Origin of the sequence: Paraburkholderia sp. BR14320 (assembly GCF_040948665.1) — a bacterium.
GTDB classification, from domain to species: domain Bacteria; phylum Pseudomonadota; class Gammaproteobacteria; order Burkholderiales; family Burkholderiaceae; genus Paraburkholderia; species Paraburkholderia youngii.
Map to the genome: position 1 here is coordinate 76,188 of NZ_JBFPKG010000031.1, position 14,950 is coordinate 91,137.

The following is a 14,950-nucleotide window of genomic DNA, read 5'->3' on the forward strand; positions in this document are numbered from 1 at the left end:
CGAACGACTGGCGCAAGCGGGCATCAACGATTCGCGCCGGGCGCCGCCGGCGTCCGCGCGCCCCGCTGTTTCGTCCTGTCGAGCGTGCCCGGCTCGACGAGCGTGGCGGCGACGCGGCGCGCATTCTCGGCCGCGATGTCCTGCGCGTCGCCCCACGACACGTGGCCACACGTGCCGCGTCGCTCGAAGACCGTGCCATGTCCGCCGCCGCGCTCGGTCACGAGCACGATCCATTGAAAGGCACCTTCAGAATCCCTGATGACGGTCCAGCTTACGAGGAAGTCGGCCATCTCTATCGCCTGCACACGCATGTTCGGCTCCTTCGGTCCGTTGCATCGGCCCGCTTTGACCGGAGATGCGCATAGCGCGTGCCTGGCGGGCAATGCGCGCGGGGCGCGTTGCAATCCCCGCCTCACTGCCGCTGCTGCGGATCGGCGTCGGATTGACGCGGGTCGGGCTCGTCGCGACTTTGCGGCGAGCCGGTCAACACCGCGGGCAGCGACGGATTCTCCGGTTGGGTATAGCGCGCGTGGATCGCCGCGCGGATGCGCGCGAGGCTTTGCGCCGCATCGAGTGCGCTGTCCTGCTCGATGCCGCGCGCTTCGTCGGCCAGGTCCGCGTCGCCGATCTGCTGTTCGAACCAGCGCGAATAGTCGCCACGCTGGCGATGAAACTGCCATGTCGCCGCATCGACACCCTCGGCAATCTCGACGAACAGCACGAGGTTGTGCGCGCGCAGGTTCAGCGCGTTGTGCTCGCCGCGAAAGTAAAAGCTGCGCTCGGGAATCAGCAGCCCCTCCGCGTACTTGCGACGATGCCGGCGCTTTTCCTTGCGACCGGGCTCGAGCCGCACGGGTTGCGGCGGCGCGGCGGCGCTGACGCGCCATAACAGCGCGTCGCCTCTGGCGAGTTGCGCCCCATCACCGCTCGACGCTGGCGGCTCGCGTCCACTTGCCGCGGCAAAGCGCTGCAAGGCCGCATGCGCGCCGTCGCCCATCGCGAGCACGGTGCCGACCTGCTGCAGCAACACCGGCGATAACTGCTCCGGCGACACGGTGACCGCGAGCGCCGTTTCGAGCGCATCCGGAATCGCCTGGTTCGCGCCGGCCCATTGCGCGGGAAACACGTGATGCGCCTCTTCGAACACGAGCCAGTGCGGCCGCCCGGTGCGCGTGCGCAGACGCTGCACCTGCAGCAGCAGATTCGCGCAGAACACCGGCCGATCCGACGGCGGCACCCGCAGCAGATTGAGCGCGATAGCCGGCCGCGCCGGACGGCGCAGCAACTGCATCGCCTCCTCGATCGACGGTGCATTGCTCGCATCGCCGAGCACGAGGGTCGCGTCGTCGTTGTCATAGTCGCCTTCAGGATCGACGATGCACATCTGGCAGCCGGCGTCCGCGAGCCGTTCGAGCAGGCCCGCCGTCGCGGTCGACTTGCCGCAGCCCGAGTCACCGACGAGCAGCACGACGCTGCCGTCCGCGGACAACGACAGCGGCTCGCTGTCCGGCGCATCACAGCGCGGGCCGAGCACGATGCGATTGCGCGGCGACGCGTCGGCGGTGCTGCGCAAATCGTCGGCGACGAGTGCGTCGATCAGTTCCGCGACGCCCGCGCCCGCGACGCCGCCCGTCACGATATCGGCGTGCTTCTTCAACTCCGGCAACGCGTTCGCGACGGCCGCCGCGAGGCCGCACGCGTCGAGCAGCGCATGGTCGTTTTCCGCGTCGCCGATCCCGACCACGTTCAGCGGCGACAGTTCGAGATCGGCGAGCGCCGCGCTCAGACCGCTCGCCTTCGACACGCCCGGCGCCACGATCATCACCGCGTCGCCGTTGAAGATGATCCGCAACTCGAGCCCGAGGTCGCGAATCACATCGAGCGCGACATGCTCATGGGGCTTCATCGTCGCGACCAATGTCTGGCTGACGCTGAAAGCGTTGGGTGCGCGCCGCCGTAACTCCGCGACGAAATTCTCCGGCGGTGCGGGTGCGAGCAGACGGCGCGTGCCATCGGCCGGGCAATACAGCACGCCGCCGTTTTCGGCGACCACGCGCGAAAACAGCTCGACGCGCGGGCAGATCGCGAGCAGGTCGTCGAGTTCGCGTCCGCTGACGAGGATCGCGTGACGGCCCGACGCGCGCAGGCGTTCGAGTGCGGCCCACGTCGAATCGGCGACCCGGCCGTCGGTGGCGAGCGTGTTGTCGTAGTCGGTTGCGAGCGCGAAAAATCGCATGGTGCACGACTCCTTCGATCGATTCATGCGTGCGCTCAGCAAGCGCTATACCCCGTGGCCCGCGCCGAACGGTATGGGGCTTGCTGCGGGTCGTGTCGAAGCGGCGGAGCGTCGCCGCCAGCCTGCCCCGAGGAACCCTGATGTCCATTCCCATCGATGCCGTGACCCTCGCGCGAATGCAATTCGGCTTCACGATTGCTTTCCACATCATCTTTCCGGCGCTGTCGATTGGTCTCGCGAGCTACCTCGCCGTGCTCGAAGGCGCGTGGCTCGTCACCCACAAGCCCGTGTATCTTGCCGTCTACCGCTACTGGCTGACGATCTTCGCGGTCGTGTTCGGCATCGGCGTCGTGTCGGGGCTCGTGATGTCGTATCAGTTCGGCACCAACTGGGCGGGCTTCGCGTTTCGCGCGGGTCCGATCGTCGGGCCGCTGATGGGCTATGAAGTGTTGACCGCTTTCTTTCTCGAGTCGGGCTTTCTCGGCGTGATGCTGTTCGGCATGAAACGCGTCGGCCCGCGTCTGCACTTTCTCGCGGCCGTGCTCGTCGCGATCGGCACGCTAATGAGCGCGTTCTGGATTCTCGCCGTCAATTCATGGATGCAGACGCCGCAGGGCTATGCGATCGTCGAAGGACGCTTCTTTCCGGCCGACTGGATGCGCATCATCTTCAATCCGTCATTTCCGTTCCGGCTCGTACACATGGTGCTGGCCGCGTATCTGAGCGTCGCGTTCGTCGTCGGCGCGGTCGGCGCCTGGCATCTGCTCGGCGATTCGCGCAATGTCTGCGCGCGCCTGATGGTGTCGATGGCGCTATGGATGGCCTGCATCGTCGCGCCGATCCAGATGGTGGTCGGCGACCAGCACGGTATCAACACACTCAAGCACCAGCCGGCGAAAATCGCCGCGCTCGAAGGCGACTGGGTCGCGCGTCCCGGTCAGCCGTTGATTCTGTTCGGGTTCCCGAACATGCGCACGGAGACGACCGACTATGCGCTCGAGATACCGCATCTCGGCGCGCTGATTCTGACGCACACCTGGGACGGCTCGATCGCAGGCCTCAAATCGTTCCCGCCGTCCGAGCGGCCGTTCTCGCCGGTCGTGTTCTGGGCGTTTCGCGTGATGGTCGGACTCGGCGTCCTGATGGCGCTGCTCGGACTGGGCAGTCTCGCGTTGCGCTACCGAAGGGCCCTGTACGAAGCGCGCTGGATGCATCGGATCATGGTCGCGATGGGGCCGGCTGGTCTGATCGCGTTGCTGTGCGGCTGGACCGTCACCGAAGTCGGCCGGCAGCCTTACACGGTGTACGGTCTGCTGCGTACCGCCGACAGCGTGTCACCGATCGCCGCGCCCGGCGTCGCGGTATCGCTCGCGAGCTTCGGCGTGGTGTACGCGATCGTATTCGGCGCGGCCGTGGTCTTTCTGTTCCGGCTGATGGCGGCGACGCCCACGCTCGACACGCCCGGCCCCGCAAAGCACAAGCCGCATCGCAGCGCCGGCATCACACCGGGCCCCGCGCAGGCACCGTCCGGCCCATCAACTCCGGGGAGTCACGCCGATGACGACAGGAACGTTTGATCTCGCTTTGGTATGGGCCGCGATCCTCGCGTTCGCGGTGCTCGCATACGTGCTGCTCGATGGCTTCGATCTCGGCGTCGGCATCCTGTTCGCGGTCGAGCACCAGCGCGACGACCGCGACGTGATGGTCAATTCGATCGCACCGGTATGGGACGGCAACGAGACGTGGCTCGTGCTCGGCGGCGGCGGCTTGTTCGCGGTGTTTCCGCTTGCCTACGGAGTGATTCTGCCGGCGCTCTATCCGCCGATCATCGCGATGCTGCTCGCGCTGGTGTTCCGCGGCGTCGCTTTCGAATTCCGCTTTCGCGCGATAGGTCGCGGCCGCGCATGGTGGGACGTCGCGTTCTTCGGCGGCTCGGCGCTCGCGGCGCTGTGCCAGGGGCTCGTGCTCGGCGGCCTGCTGCAAGGTATCGAGGTCAAGGGGTTCTCGTATGTGGGCGGCTGGTGGGACTGGCTGACCGGCTTCACGATCCTTTGCGGTCTCGCGGTGATGGCCGGTTACACGCTGCTCGGCTCGTGCTGGCTGATCTGGCGCACCGAAGGTCCGTTGCACGAGCGTTGCCGGCGACACACGCGCACGATGGCCGTCACCGTGCTCGCGCTGATCGTGGTGGTCACGCTATGGACGCCGATGCTGCCCAACTCGCTGACGGCGCGCTGGTTCCGCTGGCCGGACCTGCTGTTCACCGCCTGGGTACCGGTGCTGGTCGTTCTGCTGGCCTTCGGATTTTTCCGCAGCCTGTCTGCGCGCCGCCATCTGTTGCCGCTGCTGTTTGCGTACGGCATCTTCGTGCTGTGCTACGCGGGGCTCCTGATCAGTCTTTATCCGAACCTCGTGCCACCGTCGATTTCGTTCCGCGCGGCGGCAGCGCCGCATGCGAGCCTGCTGTTTCTGCTGGTCGGCGCCGCGATCACGGTGCCGATGATTCTCGGCTATACCGTGTATGCGTACTCGGTGTTCAAGGGCAAGATGCGCGCGGGCGAGGGGTACCACTGACATGTGGCGCCGCCTTGCGTGGTTCGCCGGCCTGTGGCTCGCCGGCATCGTCGCGGTCGCGACGGTGGCGGGTGTGTTGAAGCTTTTGCTGCGCGCGGCCACGCATTGAGCGTGGCGCGCGCTTGCAGTGTGCGCCTGCAGTGTGATTACCGCGGCGCGACTACGGCAACGTATAGGCGACCACGGAGTCACCCTGCTTCGTGCCTAGCGAGCCATGTCCGCCCGCGACCACCAGCACATATTGCTTGCCGTTGCTGTCGGCATAGGTCATCGGCGTGGCCTGGCCGCCGGCCGGCAGACGCGCTTGCCACAGCCGCGCGCCGGTGCGCACGTCATAGGCGCGCAGGTAGTAGTCGAGCGTGCCGGACAGGAACGCGACGCCGCCACCGGTGGTGATCATGCCGCCAAGGCTCGGCACGCCGAGCGGCATCGGAATCGGCAGCGGCGCGCTATCGCGGATCGTGCCGTTCTTGTGCTCCCAGACGATATGCCCCTGGCGCAGATCGACGGCGGCCACGTAGCCCCAGGGCGGCGATTGACACGGAATGCCGAGCGGCGAAAGGAACGCGTTCAGTTCGAAGCCGAATGGCGTGCCGAGCGCGAGCTTGATGCCACTCGTTTCGCTGCCCTTCTGTTCGCCGCTGTTCGAACCGATCTGTGCGCGCGGAACCAGCTTCGACGTGAACGCCATATAGCTCGGATTGACGATCAGCACCTGCCGCACCGGATCGACCGCCACACCGCCCCAGTCGAACACGCCGAAATTGCCGGGGAACACGAGCGAGCCCTGCTCCGATGGCGGTGTGAACATGCCGTCGTAGCGCAACGACTTGAACTTGATGCGGCACCACAGCTGATCGAACGGATTGGTGCCCCACATGTCGTGCTCGTGCACCATCGGCGGCGCGAAGTTCAGCGCCGAATAGGGCTGCGTCGGCGACGTGTGGTCACCCGGCGCCGCGCCGCCCGGCACCGGACGTTCGGTGATCGGAATGATCGGCTTGCCGGTCTGGCGGTTCAGCACGTAGATGCTGCCCTGCTTGGTCGACGCGATGATCGCCGGTTGCACGCCGCTCGCGGTTTGCAGATCGACGAGCGACGGCTGGCCGCCGACGTCCATGTCCCACAGGTCGTGGTGCGTGAACTGGTAGTTCCACACCATCCGGCCGGTCGCGAGATCGAGCGCGACGATGCCCGCCGCGACCTTCTCGGACGCCGGTGTGCGCAGGCCGCCCCACTGGTCCGGCGTCTGATTGCCGAGAGGCAGATAGACCATGCCGAGCTTCTCGTCGACCGAGAACACCGACCACATGTTCGGCGAGTTGCGCACGTAGATCTGGCCTGATGCTATCGGCTGCGTCTTGTCCGGATTGCCCGCGTCCCAGTTCCACACCAGGTGGCCATCGTGCACGTCGAACGCGCGCGTGACGCCGGACGGCTCGTTGGTCGATTCGTTGTCGGTCACGTGGCCGCTGATGATCACGAGGTCGCGCGTGACGGCCGGCGGCGACGTCGAGTAGTAGCCACCGGGCGTGAACGGCCCGATGTGCGTGCGCAGGTCCACTGCGCCGTTGTTGCCGAAGTGCGGGCACAGCGCGCCCGTGTCGGCGTTCAGCGCGATCAGGCGCGCATCGGCGGTCGGCAGGAAGATGCGGCGCGGGCACTCGCTCGCAGCTGCGGTCCGGTCTTGCGGCGTGTTCGGCACCGGCGTCGGCACCGTCCCCTGGCCCGCCGCCGCCGCGGCGCTCGCCGGACTCGCGGTGGCCGTGGCCGCGCTGTTGCGCGCGGCTTCGGCCGCGGCCGGCAGCGGCGGATAGAGCGCGTCGTCGTGATACGACACGCCGCGACAAGTCATATGCTCCCAATGCTTGAAGCTGCCGACCGGGCTCTGGATGTGCGGGTCGTAACGCCACAGTTGGTGGCCGGTCGCGGGATCGAGCGCGATCACGATGCTGTGCGGCGTGCACACGTACACCTTGTTGTCGACCTTGATCGGCGTGTCTTCGTAGGTGGTTTCGGTCGGGTCGCCCGGACCGGCTTTGTCGCCGGTCTCGATGCGCCATGCCTCCTTCAGCTTGCCCGCGTTCTCCGGTGTGATCTGCGCAAGCGGCGAGTAGCGCTGGCCGAGCGGCGAGCCGCCGTAGTCGCTCCAGTCCGCCGGCTTGCGATTCGAGTCGCCGGCAAGCGGCGCGTCGGCAGGCGCGGCCGACGTCACTTCGAGCTGGCCGGGGTGATCGTACGGATGATTGAACGCGGTGACGACGCCGAGCAGCACCGCGAGCACGACCGCTCCCGCGAGCGGCAGCACGCCTTCGCGCGGTACGGCGGGCGGCCCGAGCGCAAGCCGCTTGCTCACCGGTGGCAGTAGCAGCCAGATCGCGAGCACGACCCACACCCAAAGACGCGGCAGCAATTGCCAGAAATCGAAGCGCGCCTCGACCACCGCCCAGATCGTCGATGCGAACAGCACGATCGCGAACACGAACAGCGCGGCACGCCGGCGCAGCCACAGCAGCACGCCGGTCGCCGCGATCGCGATGCCGGCGAGCAGGTAGTACCACGAGCCGCCGAGCATCGCGAGCCGGATACCGCCGATCGCGAGCAGCACGCCAATGACGAAGAAGACGACGCCCGGCACCGCGAGCGCGGCCGAAAGCCGCGTTCCACGCGGGGACCGGGCCGCCGGTGAGCCCTGACCTGGCGGCGGCGGCGATGGAGTTTGCGGGCTATTCATTGCCGACGCCCTTCGAGACTTCGGCGGGGCTCTGATACTGCTGGTCGGGCAGATCCTGGAGCCGTTGCAGCACCTCGTCGTCGGCGCCATTGGCTTTCGCGGTTTCGATGAGGCTGTCCTTGTCGGCGGGATAGGAAGCGCCCTTCAGCGCTTTCTGCACGTCGATGAACGGGTTCAGCGGGCGCTCGCCCGTGGTCGAACGGGAGTCGGTCATTTCGTTCCCCTGATGGGTTGCGTGGAAGGGTCAAGTGCTGGCCGGGGTGGCGCGTCGCGGCGCCGCCGAGCCCGGTGCTTGCACGTCCGGCGTGTCGCGTACCGGCTACTGCTCCGGCTGTACGTCCGTGCCGGGCATCGCTTCGGGCACGCGCGGATGCTCGTGCCTTCGCATCCGGCGTGCCTGTAGGGCGCCGGGCGGCGCCTGCGAGGCGCGCTGACGGTCTTCCCGACTCGTGCTCGCCGATCGCGATGCGCTCGGCCCGCTGCGCGCGTGCGCCCGGCGGCCGCATGACGCGTGGTCCGCTCGCATGCACCGTGGCCGTCAGTGCCGATGGCGTTGGTCAAGAATGGCGTGCCGTGTTAGAAAAACTCCACACTCGCGCAGGCGCCGTTGCTTCAACGCTTCAACGCTTCGATGCCAACAGCTTCCGGTAAACCTCGAGGTACTCGTCGGCCATGCGTGCCGCGGTGAAGCGCCGCTCGAATGCTGCGCGACAGCGCGCGCGGTCCAGTTCGCCGATACGGTTCACCGCATCGACGGCCTCGTCGACGCTATCGACGATGAAGCCGGTCACGCCGTCGTCGATGATTTCGCGGACCGAGCCGCGGTCGAACGCGATCACCGGTGTGCCCGCCGCCAGCGCCTCGACCAGCACGAGCCCGAACGGCTCGGGCCAGTCGATCGGAAACAGCAGCGCTCGCGCGGCGCCGATGAAGCGATCCTTGTCACGACCACCGAGCTCGCCGCGATAGCAAACATGCGGTTGCCGCATCAGCGAGGCGACCTCGTGCTCGTAGTAGACGCGATCGCCGTCGTCGATCTTGGCCGCGATTTCGAGCCGCGCGTTCGCACGGCGCGCGATCTCGATCGCGAGATCGGGTCGCTTGGTCGGCGCGATCCGGCCGACGAATGCCAGGTAGTCGGACGGCGTGCGGCTGAAGGTGTGAAGGTCGCGCGGCAGGCCGTGATGGACGGTGCGCTGCCACGCGAGTCGCGGCAGCGGCGCGCGCTGCGCGTCGGAGATCGATACCAGCGGTACGTCGCAAAACTCGCGATACAGCGCATCCAGACCGGGGATGTCGAGCCGCCAGTGCAGCGTCGTCACGTGCGCGCAGCCCAGCCGCCGGCCGAACGGGAAGCTCGTGTAGTCGGTGTGGAAGTGCACGATGTCGAAGTCGGCCGAACGTTGCACGACTCGTTCGAGCATCGCGACATGAAACGCCTGCGGGTCGGCCGTGTTCTCGAGCTCGCGCAGCGGCCGCGGATAGACCGACACGAGATGCGCGCGCGTCAGCGAGTCGCCGCTCGCGAACAGCGTGACCTCATGGCCGAGTTCAACCAGCGCCTCGGTCAGCCACGACACGACGCGCTCGGTGCCGCCATAGGCGACGGGCGGCACGCGCTCGTAGAGCGTCGACACTTGCGCGATGCGCATGCGAGCCTCCGTCGTTCTTCCGCCGTGCAGACCTCCGTCGTCGAGCATCCATCATTCCAGACGCGCGGTGGACGATGGTATGGCGCTTGCGGGTTGTCGATCGAAGCGAGTCATCCGTCCCGCTTCGCTTCATCCCGTTCCACTTCGTAGAGGAGAAAAACATGAAGCGCGTTACCGCCATTGCCGCGATGTGCTGTGGGCTTGCCGCTATCCCTCAGATCGCCGGCGCGCAAACCGAGGCCGCCTCGACCACGAGCGCCAATCCGCTGCCTCAGGCCGACAAGGACTTCGTGCAGGCGGCGAGCATGTCGTCGTCGACCGAAATCGACGCGGCCAAGCTCGCGACGAAGAACTCCAGCGACAAGGATGTGAAATCGTTCGCGCATCACATGATGCTCGATCACACGAAGCTCACGATGCAACTGAAGATGGCTGCGCCACACGGCGTCGCGGTGCCGAAGGACAATTCCGACACCACGGTGCTGGACTCGCTGAAGAGCCTGCATGGCAACGCATTCGATCAGGCCTATATCCAGAAGGTCGGTTTGCAGGGACACGAGGACGCGCTGAGCGCATTCAAGAAAGAAATTTCGGATGGCCAGAACGCTGATCTGAAGAAGGCAGCGCAAAAAGCGCTGCCCACCATCGAGGAACACTACAAGATGGCGCAGGATCTCGCGACGAAGAAGGGGGTGACGAAGTAGCGTCGACGGCAGGTATCCGCGCCATTCGTGCGGTCCGGTAAGCAGGCCGCGCTAGAAACTCATCGCGAATCCGAACGACACGCCGTGCACGTTGCGACCGAACACGTAGCGCACCATCGCGCGCGTGCGGGTGACGATGATGGGATACCTGCTGCTATCGAGTTCGAGGCCGACTCCCAGCGACGTGAGGTCGTTGAAACCCAGCACCCCGGCGCTGTCGCCGAAATAGTGCGAGTAAGCGGCTTCGAGCACATAGCGGACTGGCCGGTCCAGCGCGTGCCAGCCGGTGGGCGCGCGCCAGCGTGTCCATAGGCTCACTTGCTGGGCCGTGGCAGAGCCCTGAACGGCCTGCGATGAACCGCCGAAACTGCGCAGGTAGATATCGGTCGCCCGCAATTCGGCGTCGATTTCGTAGTTTTCGCGGTAGTGCTCGTAGTCGAGCATCAGGGAGCCGCCATAGCCGTAGGCATCGAGCGAGCCGTTCTCGAGGAACTGCAGGTTGCTGTCGGTGACGTGATTGAACAGCGTCTGCCCCACCTTCAGGTCGCTCGACACGCGCCCGATCGTACCGTTCAGGATCGGGCGGAATGCCAGTTCGTCGGTGATGCGGAAATCCCAGCCCAGGCCGACCGTGCCGCTGAAGGTGTTCCACCTGGTGGGCACCGCACGCTGCTGGGCGCCATCCGTGGCGATGAAAATCGGATCGTAGCGGCTGTAGGCGAGCGTGCCCTCCATGTACAACGGAAACGACCTGCTGAGCGTGAAACCGCCGCCGAATTGCGTCTGCCCGAAGCCGGGATTACCGGTCAGGCCGTTATTGACCGACAGATTGCTGGTCGTGACGTCCGGGACCGTCGTGTAGCTCATGATCGCGAGCACAGCGTCCGCGTGCTGCTTTACATTGCCGCCGATCACGGTGTTGCTCGACAATTGCCCCGGCACGACCTGCGCGTGCGACGGGCCGGACAGCAGGCTCAAAGGCAGAGCGGCACCCGCGCCCAATGCGCGAAGTGACCAACGCTTCCGAAGTGCCGGCATAGTCAAACAACCTCGCGATTTGTCGACGACGAGATTGCAGGCTGACTTGCAGGCTCATTTGCACACTCACGCACGGCGTATCCAACGAGCATCACGCACTCCTGTCAGTCGGCTGATTGTGTTCCTCTTCCGCGAAGTCGCGATTCCGCTGCACTAAAGCACGTGCACGCGGTCGATGCAACTCCGGCGGGCGTTGCGCCGCTCACAGCACCTGGAAGGTCTGCGCTAGTATGTATAGAAATACCCGAAGTGAAGTAGTACGGCAATACGGGCATATCTTCAGTCGCTTGCCTTGGCGCTCGGCTCGGGCAAGAGACACCACCCACTTCGCCACGGAGCATCGTTATGTCCACCCATTCGGTCCCGAACGACAAACCCGTCAAGATCCCCGGCCCGGACCACCCGATCACGATCGAGCAGCACCGCGCGCGCGTGATCGTGATGGCTGGCGGCCAGGTGATCGCCGATACACACGACGCGTTGACGCTGCGCGAGGCGCGCTATCCGGCCGTGCTGTACATCCCCCGCAAGGACGTGGACATGACCCGGCTCGAACGCACCGCGCACGCGACTTATTGTCCATACAAAGGCGATTGTGCCTACTTCTCGATTCCATCGGCCGGCGAGCGCGGCACCAACGCGGTGTGGACCTACGAGCACCCTTACGACGCCGTCGCGTCGATCCGCGAACACCTCGCGTTCTACCCCGACCGCGTGGATTCCATCACGCAGGAGCCGGCCGCTCATTAGGCGGACTCCCTCGCGTTGTTTGCCCGGCAACCCGCGCGGCGTGGCGGTCCTTTCCGCCCCGCCCTCGAGGTACTTGACCACCGACCGACGAAGCGGCACGGACTGCGATAACCCGTGCCGTTTTTTATGCTTGACGACTCGCGCGGATCACGCTCGGAACCGAAGCCGATTCACAGCGCCCGCGCGTCGAACGGATCACACCGACCTTAACAAGGCCTTAAGACTTCAGTATCGCCAAATAAAAAACCCAGGTCACGCAGATGACTTTTTTTACGGTTCAAATTCGTCCCGCTTTACCCGAATTCGTTGTCAAACAAAAGGACGAGACATGAAACCGATCACGAAATGGAAGCGTAAGCAAACCGCAATGTGCGCCGCCGTCGCACTGCTCGCCGGGCTGTACTCGGCGGTCGCGACCGCCGGCGATGATCACGATCACGGCCGCGATCACGAGCGCGATCGCGCGTCGGTCAAGCATGTGTTGCTGATCAGCTTCGATGGTCTGCATGAGCAGGACGTCGCGCGTTGCATCGGCGCAAACACCTGCCCCAACCTGGCGCTGCTCGCGAAGTCAGGCACCACGTATACGAACGCGCATACACCGGGACTGTCGGATTCGTTTCCGGGCCTCGCCGCGCTCGTGACCGGCGGCTCGCCGAAGTCCGCGGGCCTGTTCTACGACGTCTCCTACGACCGCACGCTCTATGCGCCGTCCGATATCAATTGCACGGGCCCGACCGGCTGGAATGTGGTGTTCGATGAAACGACCGGCATCGACGGCGAGAACGGCGGCGCGCTGATCCATCTCGACGGCGGCGGCGCGTTCAACCCGCAGGCGATTCCGCATGCGCTCGTCAACGGCGTCTGCACGCCCGTTTATCCGCACAACTACCTGAAGACCAACACGGTCTTCGAAGTGATCAAGGGCAATGTGAACGGCGCGCGCACCGCGTGGGCCGATAAGCACGCGTGGGGCTACGACTGGCTCAACGGGCCGTCCGGCACGGGCGTCGACGATCTTTCACGTACCGAAATAAATTCGATCGATCCGGACACCAATACCTACTACCTCGACACGTACACGCACACGGAGAAGTTCGACAACTACCATGTGCAATCGCTGATCCATGAAATCGATGGCAAGGATTCGACCGGTCAAAAGAACGTCGCGATTCCGACTGTGTTCGGCGCCAACTTCCAGACCTTGAGCGTCGCGCAGAAGGCCACGGTCGCGTCGGGCGGCGGCTATCTGGATGCGAGCTTCACGCCGGGTCCGCAAGTGGCCGGCGCGATCGCGTATCTCGACGACGCGTTGGGACGCATCGTGTCCGAACTGAAGCAGCGCAATCTCTATTCGTCGACAGCGATCATCGTGACCGCGAAGCATGGCCAGTCGCCGACCGATCATTCGAAGCTGGTGAAGAACGGCGATACGCTGACCAAGCTGCTCGAAGCCAACAACGATCTGGATTCGGGCGGCGCTTTTGGGCAGAACGCTACGACGAGCGGCAACCTGAACGATGGCACCGGGCTCGTCGGCACCGGCATGGTGCAGACCGACGACGTCGGTCTGATCTGGCTGCGCGATCAAAGCCAGACGGCCGCGGTCGTGAAGACGCTGAAAGACAATTTGAGCTGCAACGCGCCGGGGATTTGCGCGGACGGTCCGCAAGCGTACATCCTGTCCGGCCCGCAACTGGCGAACCGGTTCGGCGATCCGTCGCGCGGCCGTACGCCCGACATCATCGTTCAGCCGAACCCGGGCGTCATCTATACGTCGAGCAAGTCGAAGGACGAGGAGCATGGCGGCAACGCGCCCGACGACAGCCATCTCGGTCTCGTGATGTACGTGCCTCATGCGCATCACGCCGGGAAGGTCAACGACGAGCGAGTGCTGACCACGCAGGTCGCGCCGACGATCTTGCGTCTGCTCGATCTGAAGCCCGGGCTGCTGCATTCGGTCGCGATTGAAGGAACGCGGCCGCTGCCGGAGTTCGATCGCGAAGACTGATGGTTTGCTGTAGTCGACGTATTCGAGTAGTGAGCTGCGCCGCGATCGGTGTTGGAACGATCGCGGCGCGGTCGTTTTTGCGGGGTCGTGACGCGGGGATCGCGCGTGCCGGCGCGTGCGAGAGCTTGCGTTCAGTGTTTCGTGCTACGCCACCGCCATAGCTTCATGATCGCCACATACGCCAGCACCGCCACGATCAGTTCGATAGTCACCCACACTACGTAATACAGGTCATCAGGGTCACGCACACCGAGCCAATCGGAAGCCGCCCAATACGCATTCGACTCGGTTTCCGTCCACTCGTAGGGATACGGGCGGACGTAAAGAACTGATAGAACAAACAGTCCCAGAAACAACGCGAACTTGAACAGTCTACGGGCAAGTGCTGCCATATGTGATGACCTCAATTGTTCCATAGGCGCGCAGACCCGAAGTGCCCGCGGGGATTTTCGCGGTGTGCAGCAACGCATTGCGGATTCTCATGAAATCACTATGGCCCGGCAGGGTAATGCAACCAAGCGATGCGCCGTGCCCGCCTGCTGGATGCAACCGGAACTGGCCACGCTTGACTCCATTGACCCACGTAAAGTCGTCAATGCTGCCGTCATCCCGATACAGGGCGAACCAGTCACCGTGATTCGACGGATGAGCGAAAACTGCATTCAATACGTCTTTTCCCAATGCATAAGCCCTTGAACGGATACCGCCAGTAGGACGGTCAACGATCGAGTACGTACCCGCGGGAATCGGCTCCTTGCCAGGCACTGCCGTGCAGCCGCCCTGATTGCGGTATTGCCGGTCACCCGAATAAGCGTCGAAGGTACCGATGCCAAAAAATGGTGAGCGGTGATAGGGGCTCGTTATTCACGAGAAATTTGCCGTTATAGGCCAATGTGTCACGCCTCCTGCTTGCGCTGGCTGTAGGTCAGTCGCCACTCGCAGGAAGGAAGTCATGGCGAGTAGCGAGGGAGCTATGCTAGGTGTGTGCTTCGTATGCAAGCATCAGACGACTCCGAAAAGCCTTACGATCGAGCAGCCCTCCCGACTTCCATTCAGTCAGGCTCAGGATACGCAGTCGCTCTCCGCAGCTTCACTGTCTCCTGCGACGAACCCCCCCAAAAAAAAGGTTCATCGAGGATTTCCGGGGAACGCGGCGCGGATTTTGAGGAAGAAGTACTCCTCGTCGCGGTACCCGTAAGCTCTGCGCTTGATGACCTTGATCGTGTTGTTGATCCCTTCAACGATGCTGGT

At 64.8% G+C, this 14,950-nt stretch carries 14 protein-coding genes and 1 pseudogene; 6 read left to right on the forward strand and 9 right to left on the reverse strand.

Features of this window, described 5'->3' with window-relative positions; translation table 11 throughout:
- Window positions 1-23 precede the first annotated feature (23 nt).
- Together AB3X89_RS25505 and AB3X89_RS25510 are read right to left on the reverse strand one after the other, a co-directional pair.
- On the reverse strand, window positions 24-311 hold the full coding sequence (locus AB3X89_RS25505; RefSeq protein ID WP_368585760.1) for a hypothetical protein: 288 nt from the start codon (window positions 309-311) through the stop codon (window positions 24-26).
- Between the two features lie 101 nt (window positions 312-412).
- Window positions 413-2,236 (reverse strand): HAD hydrolase family protein, encoded by a 1,824-nt coding sequence (locus tag AB3X89_RS25510; protein ID WP_368585761.1) that lies wholly within the window; start codon window positions 2,234-2,236, stop codon window positions 413-415.
- Between the two features lie 140 nt (window positions 2,237-2,376).
- Between AB3X89_RS25510 and AB3X89_RS25515 the strand changes: the two genes are divergently transcribed.
- From AB3X89_RS25515 to AB3X89_RS25525, 3 genes are read left to right on the forward strand one after another with little or no spacing between them, the layout of a single operon-like run.
- On the forward strand, window positions 2,377-3,813 hold the full coding sequence (locus AB3X89_RS25515; RefSeq protein ID WP_368585762.1) for a cytochrome ubiquinol oxidase subunit I: 1,437 nt from the start codon (window positions 2,377-2,379) through the stop codon (window positions 3,811-3,813).
- Entirely contained in the window at window positions 3,794-4,810 is a 1,017-nt protein-coding gene (gene cydB, locus AB3X89_RS25520; RefSeq protein ID WP_368585763.1) for a cytochrome d ubiquinol oxidase subunit II, read from the forward strand. Before AB3X89_RS25515 ends, cydB begins: the two co-directional genes overlap by 20 nt.
- Window position 4,811: 1 nt before the next feature.
- Window positions 4,812-4,919, forward strand: a complete 108-nt coding sequence (locus AB3X89_RS25525) for a DUF2474 domain-containing protein (RefSeq protein WP_368585764.1) — start codon at window positions 4,812-4,814, stop codon at window positions 4,917-4,919.
- 51 nt (window positions 4,920-4,970) lie between these two features.
- On the opposite strand, the gene AB3X89_RS25530 is transcribed toward AB3X89_RS25525, so the two are convergent.
- The 3 genes from AB3X89_RS25530 to AB3X89_RS25540 all read right to left on the reverse strand — a co-directional run bounded on the left by AB3X89_RS25530 (window position 4,971) and on the right by AB3X89_RS25540 (window position 9,196).
- Window positions 4,971-7,544: a glucose/quinate/shikimate family membrane-bound PQQ-dependent dehydrogenase gene (locus AB3X89_RS25530; protein ID WP_368585765.1), complete on the reverse strand. Its 2,574-nt coding sequence runs from the start codon at window positions 7,542-7,544 to the stop codon at window positions 4,971-4,973.
- Window positions 7,537-7,758: a DUF2795 domain-containing protein gene (locus AB3X89_RS25535; protein WP_368585766.1), complete on the reverse strand. Its 222-nt coding sequence runs from the start codon at window positions 7,756-7,758 to the stop codon at window positions 7,537-7,539. Before AB3X89_RS25535 ends, AB3X89_RS25530 begins: the two co-directional genes overlap by 8 nt.
- 406 nt (window positions 7,759-8,164) lie before the next feature.
- Window positions 8,165-9,196, reverse strand: a complete 1,032-nt coding sequence (locus AB3X89_RS25540) for a glycosyltransferase family 4 protein (protein WP_368585767.1) — start codon at window positions 9,194-9,196, stop codon at window positions 8,165-8,167.
- A 161-nt stretch (window positions 9,197-9,357) separates the two neighbouring features.
- Between AB3X89_RS25540 and AB3X89_RS25545 the strand changes: the two genes are divergently transcribed.
- Entirely contained in the window at window positions 9,358-9,900 is a 543-nt protein-coding gene (locus AB3X89_RS25545; RefSeq protein WP_368585768.1) for a DUF4142 domain-containing protein, read from the forward strand.
- Between the two features lie 51 nt (window positions 9,901-9,951).
- Here AB3X89_RS25545 and AB3X89_RS25550 read toward each other — a convergent pair whose 3' ends face one another.
- On the reverse strand, window positions 9,952-10,938 hold the full coding sequence (locus tag AB3X89_RS25550) for a hypothetical protein (protein ID WP_368585769.1): 987 nt from the start codon (window positions 10,936-10,938) through the stop codon (window positions 9,952-9,954).
- Window positions 10,939-11,283: 345 nt separating this feature from the next.
- On the opposite strand from AB3X89_RS25550, the gene AB3X89_RS25555 reads away from it, so the two are divergent.
- Window positions 11,284-11,688, forward strand: coding sequence for a DUF427 domain-containing protein (locus AB3X89_RS25555; RefSeq protein ID WP_176122800.1), 405 nt, complete (start codon window positions 11,284-11,286; stop codon window positions 11,686-11,688).
- A 328-nt stretch (window positions 11,689-12,016) separates the two neighbouring features.
- The gene (locus tag AB3X89_RS25560; RefSeq protein WP_368585770.1) at window positions 12,017-13,699 is read left to right on the forward strand and encodes an alkaline phosphatase family protein; all 1,683 of its coding nucleotides are present in this window, start codon (window positions 12,017-12,019) and stop codon (window positions 13,697-13,699) included.
- Between the two features lie 131 nt (window positions 13,700-13,830).
- Here the strand turns inward: AB3X89_RS25560 and AB3X89_RS25565 are convergent, their stop codons facing one another.
- From AB3X89_RS25565 to AB3X89_RS25575, 3 genes and pseudogenes are all read right to left on the reverse strand, one after another.
- Window positions 13,831-14,091 (reverse strand): hypothetical protein, encoded by a 261-nt coding sequence (locus AB3X89_RS25565; protein ID WP_368585771.1) that lies wholly within the window; start codon window positions 14,089-14,091, stop codon window positions 13,831-13,833.
- A pseudogene (locus AB3X89_RS25570) lies at window positions 14,072-14,591 on the reverse strand (DUF2778 domain-containing protein). The gene AB3X89_RS25565 and the pseudogene AB3X89_RS25570 overlap by 20 nt, the downstream one beginning before the upstream one ends.
- Window positions 14,592-14,827: 236 nt before the next feature.
- The coding region (locus AB3X89_RS25575) for a transposase (RefSeq protein WP_199125460.1) at window positions 14,828-14,950 on the reverse strand (123 nt) is incomplete at its 5' end.

Excerpts from the sequence above, each read along its gene's own strand:
- AB3X89_RS25560 (WP_368585770.1), top strand. The coding sequence starts at position 12,017 with ATGAAACCGATCACGAAATGGAAGCGTAAGCAAACCGCAATGTGCGCC.
- AB3X89_RS25525 (WP_368585764.1), top strand. The coding sequence starts at position 4,812 with ATGTGGCGCCGCCTTGCGTGGTTCGCCGGCCTGTGGCTCGCCGGCATC.
- AB3X89_RS25530 (WP_368585765.1), bottom strand. The coding sequence starts at position 7,544 with ATGAATAGCCCGCAAACTCCATCGCCGCCGCCGCCAGGTCAGGGCTCA.
- AB3X89_RS25540 (WP_368585767.1), bottom strand. The coding sequence starts at position 9,196 with ATGCGCATCGCGCAAGTGTCGACGCTCTACGAGCGCGTGCCGCCCGTC.
- cydB (WP_368585763.1), top strand. The coding sequence starts at position 3,794 with ATGACGACAGGAACGTTTGATCTCGCTTTGGTATGGGCCGCGATCCTC.
- AB3X89_RS25515 (WP_368585762.1), top strand. The coding sequence starts at position 2,377 with ATGTCCATTCCCATCGATGCCGTGACCCTCGCGCGAATGCAATTCGGC.
- AB3X89_RS25510 (WP_368585761.1), bottom strand. The coding sequence starts at position 2,236 with ATGCGATTTTTCGCGCTCGCAACCGACTACGACAACACGCTCGCCACC.
- AB3X89_RS25555 (WP_176122800.1), top strand. The coding sequence starts at position 11,284 with ATGTCCACCCATTCGGTCCCGAACGACAAACCCGTCAAGATCCCCGGC.
- AB3X89_RS25545 (WP_368585768.1), top strand. The coding sequence starts at position 9,358 with ATGAAGCGCGTTACCGCCATTGCCGCGATGTGCTGTGGGCTTGCCGCT.
- AB3X89_RS25550 (WP_368585769.1), bottom strand. The coding sequence starts at position 10,938 with ATGCCGGCACTTCGGAAGCGTTGGTCACTTCGCGCATTGGGCGCGGGT.
- AB3X89_RS25505 (WP_368585760.1), bottom strand. The coding sequence starts at position 311 with ATGCGTGTGCAGGCGATAGAGATGGCCGACTTCCTCGTAAGCTGGACC.
- AB3X89_RS25565 (WP_368585771.1), bottom strand. The coding sequence starts at position 14,091 with ATGGCAGCACTTGCCCGTAGACTGTTCAAGTTCGCGTTGTTTCTGGGA.
- AB3X89_RS25535 (WP_368585766.1), bottom strand. The coding sequence starts at position 7,758 with ATGACCGACTCCCGTTCGACCACGGGCGAGCGCCCGCTGAACCCGTTC.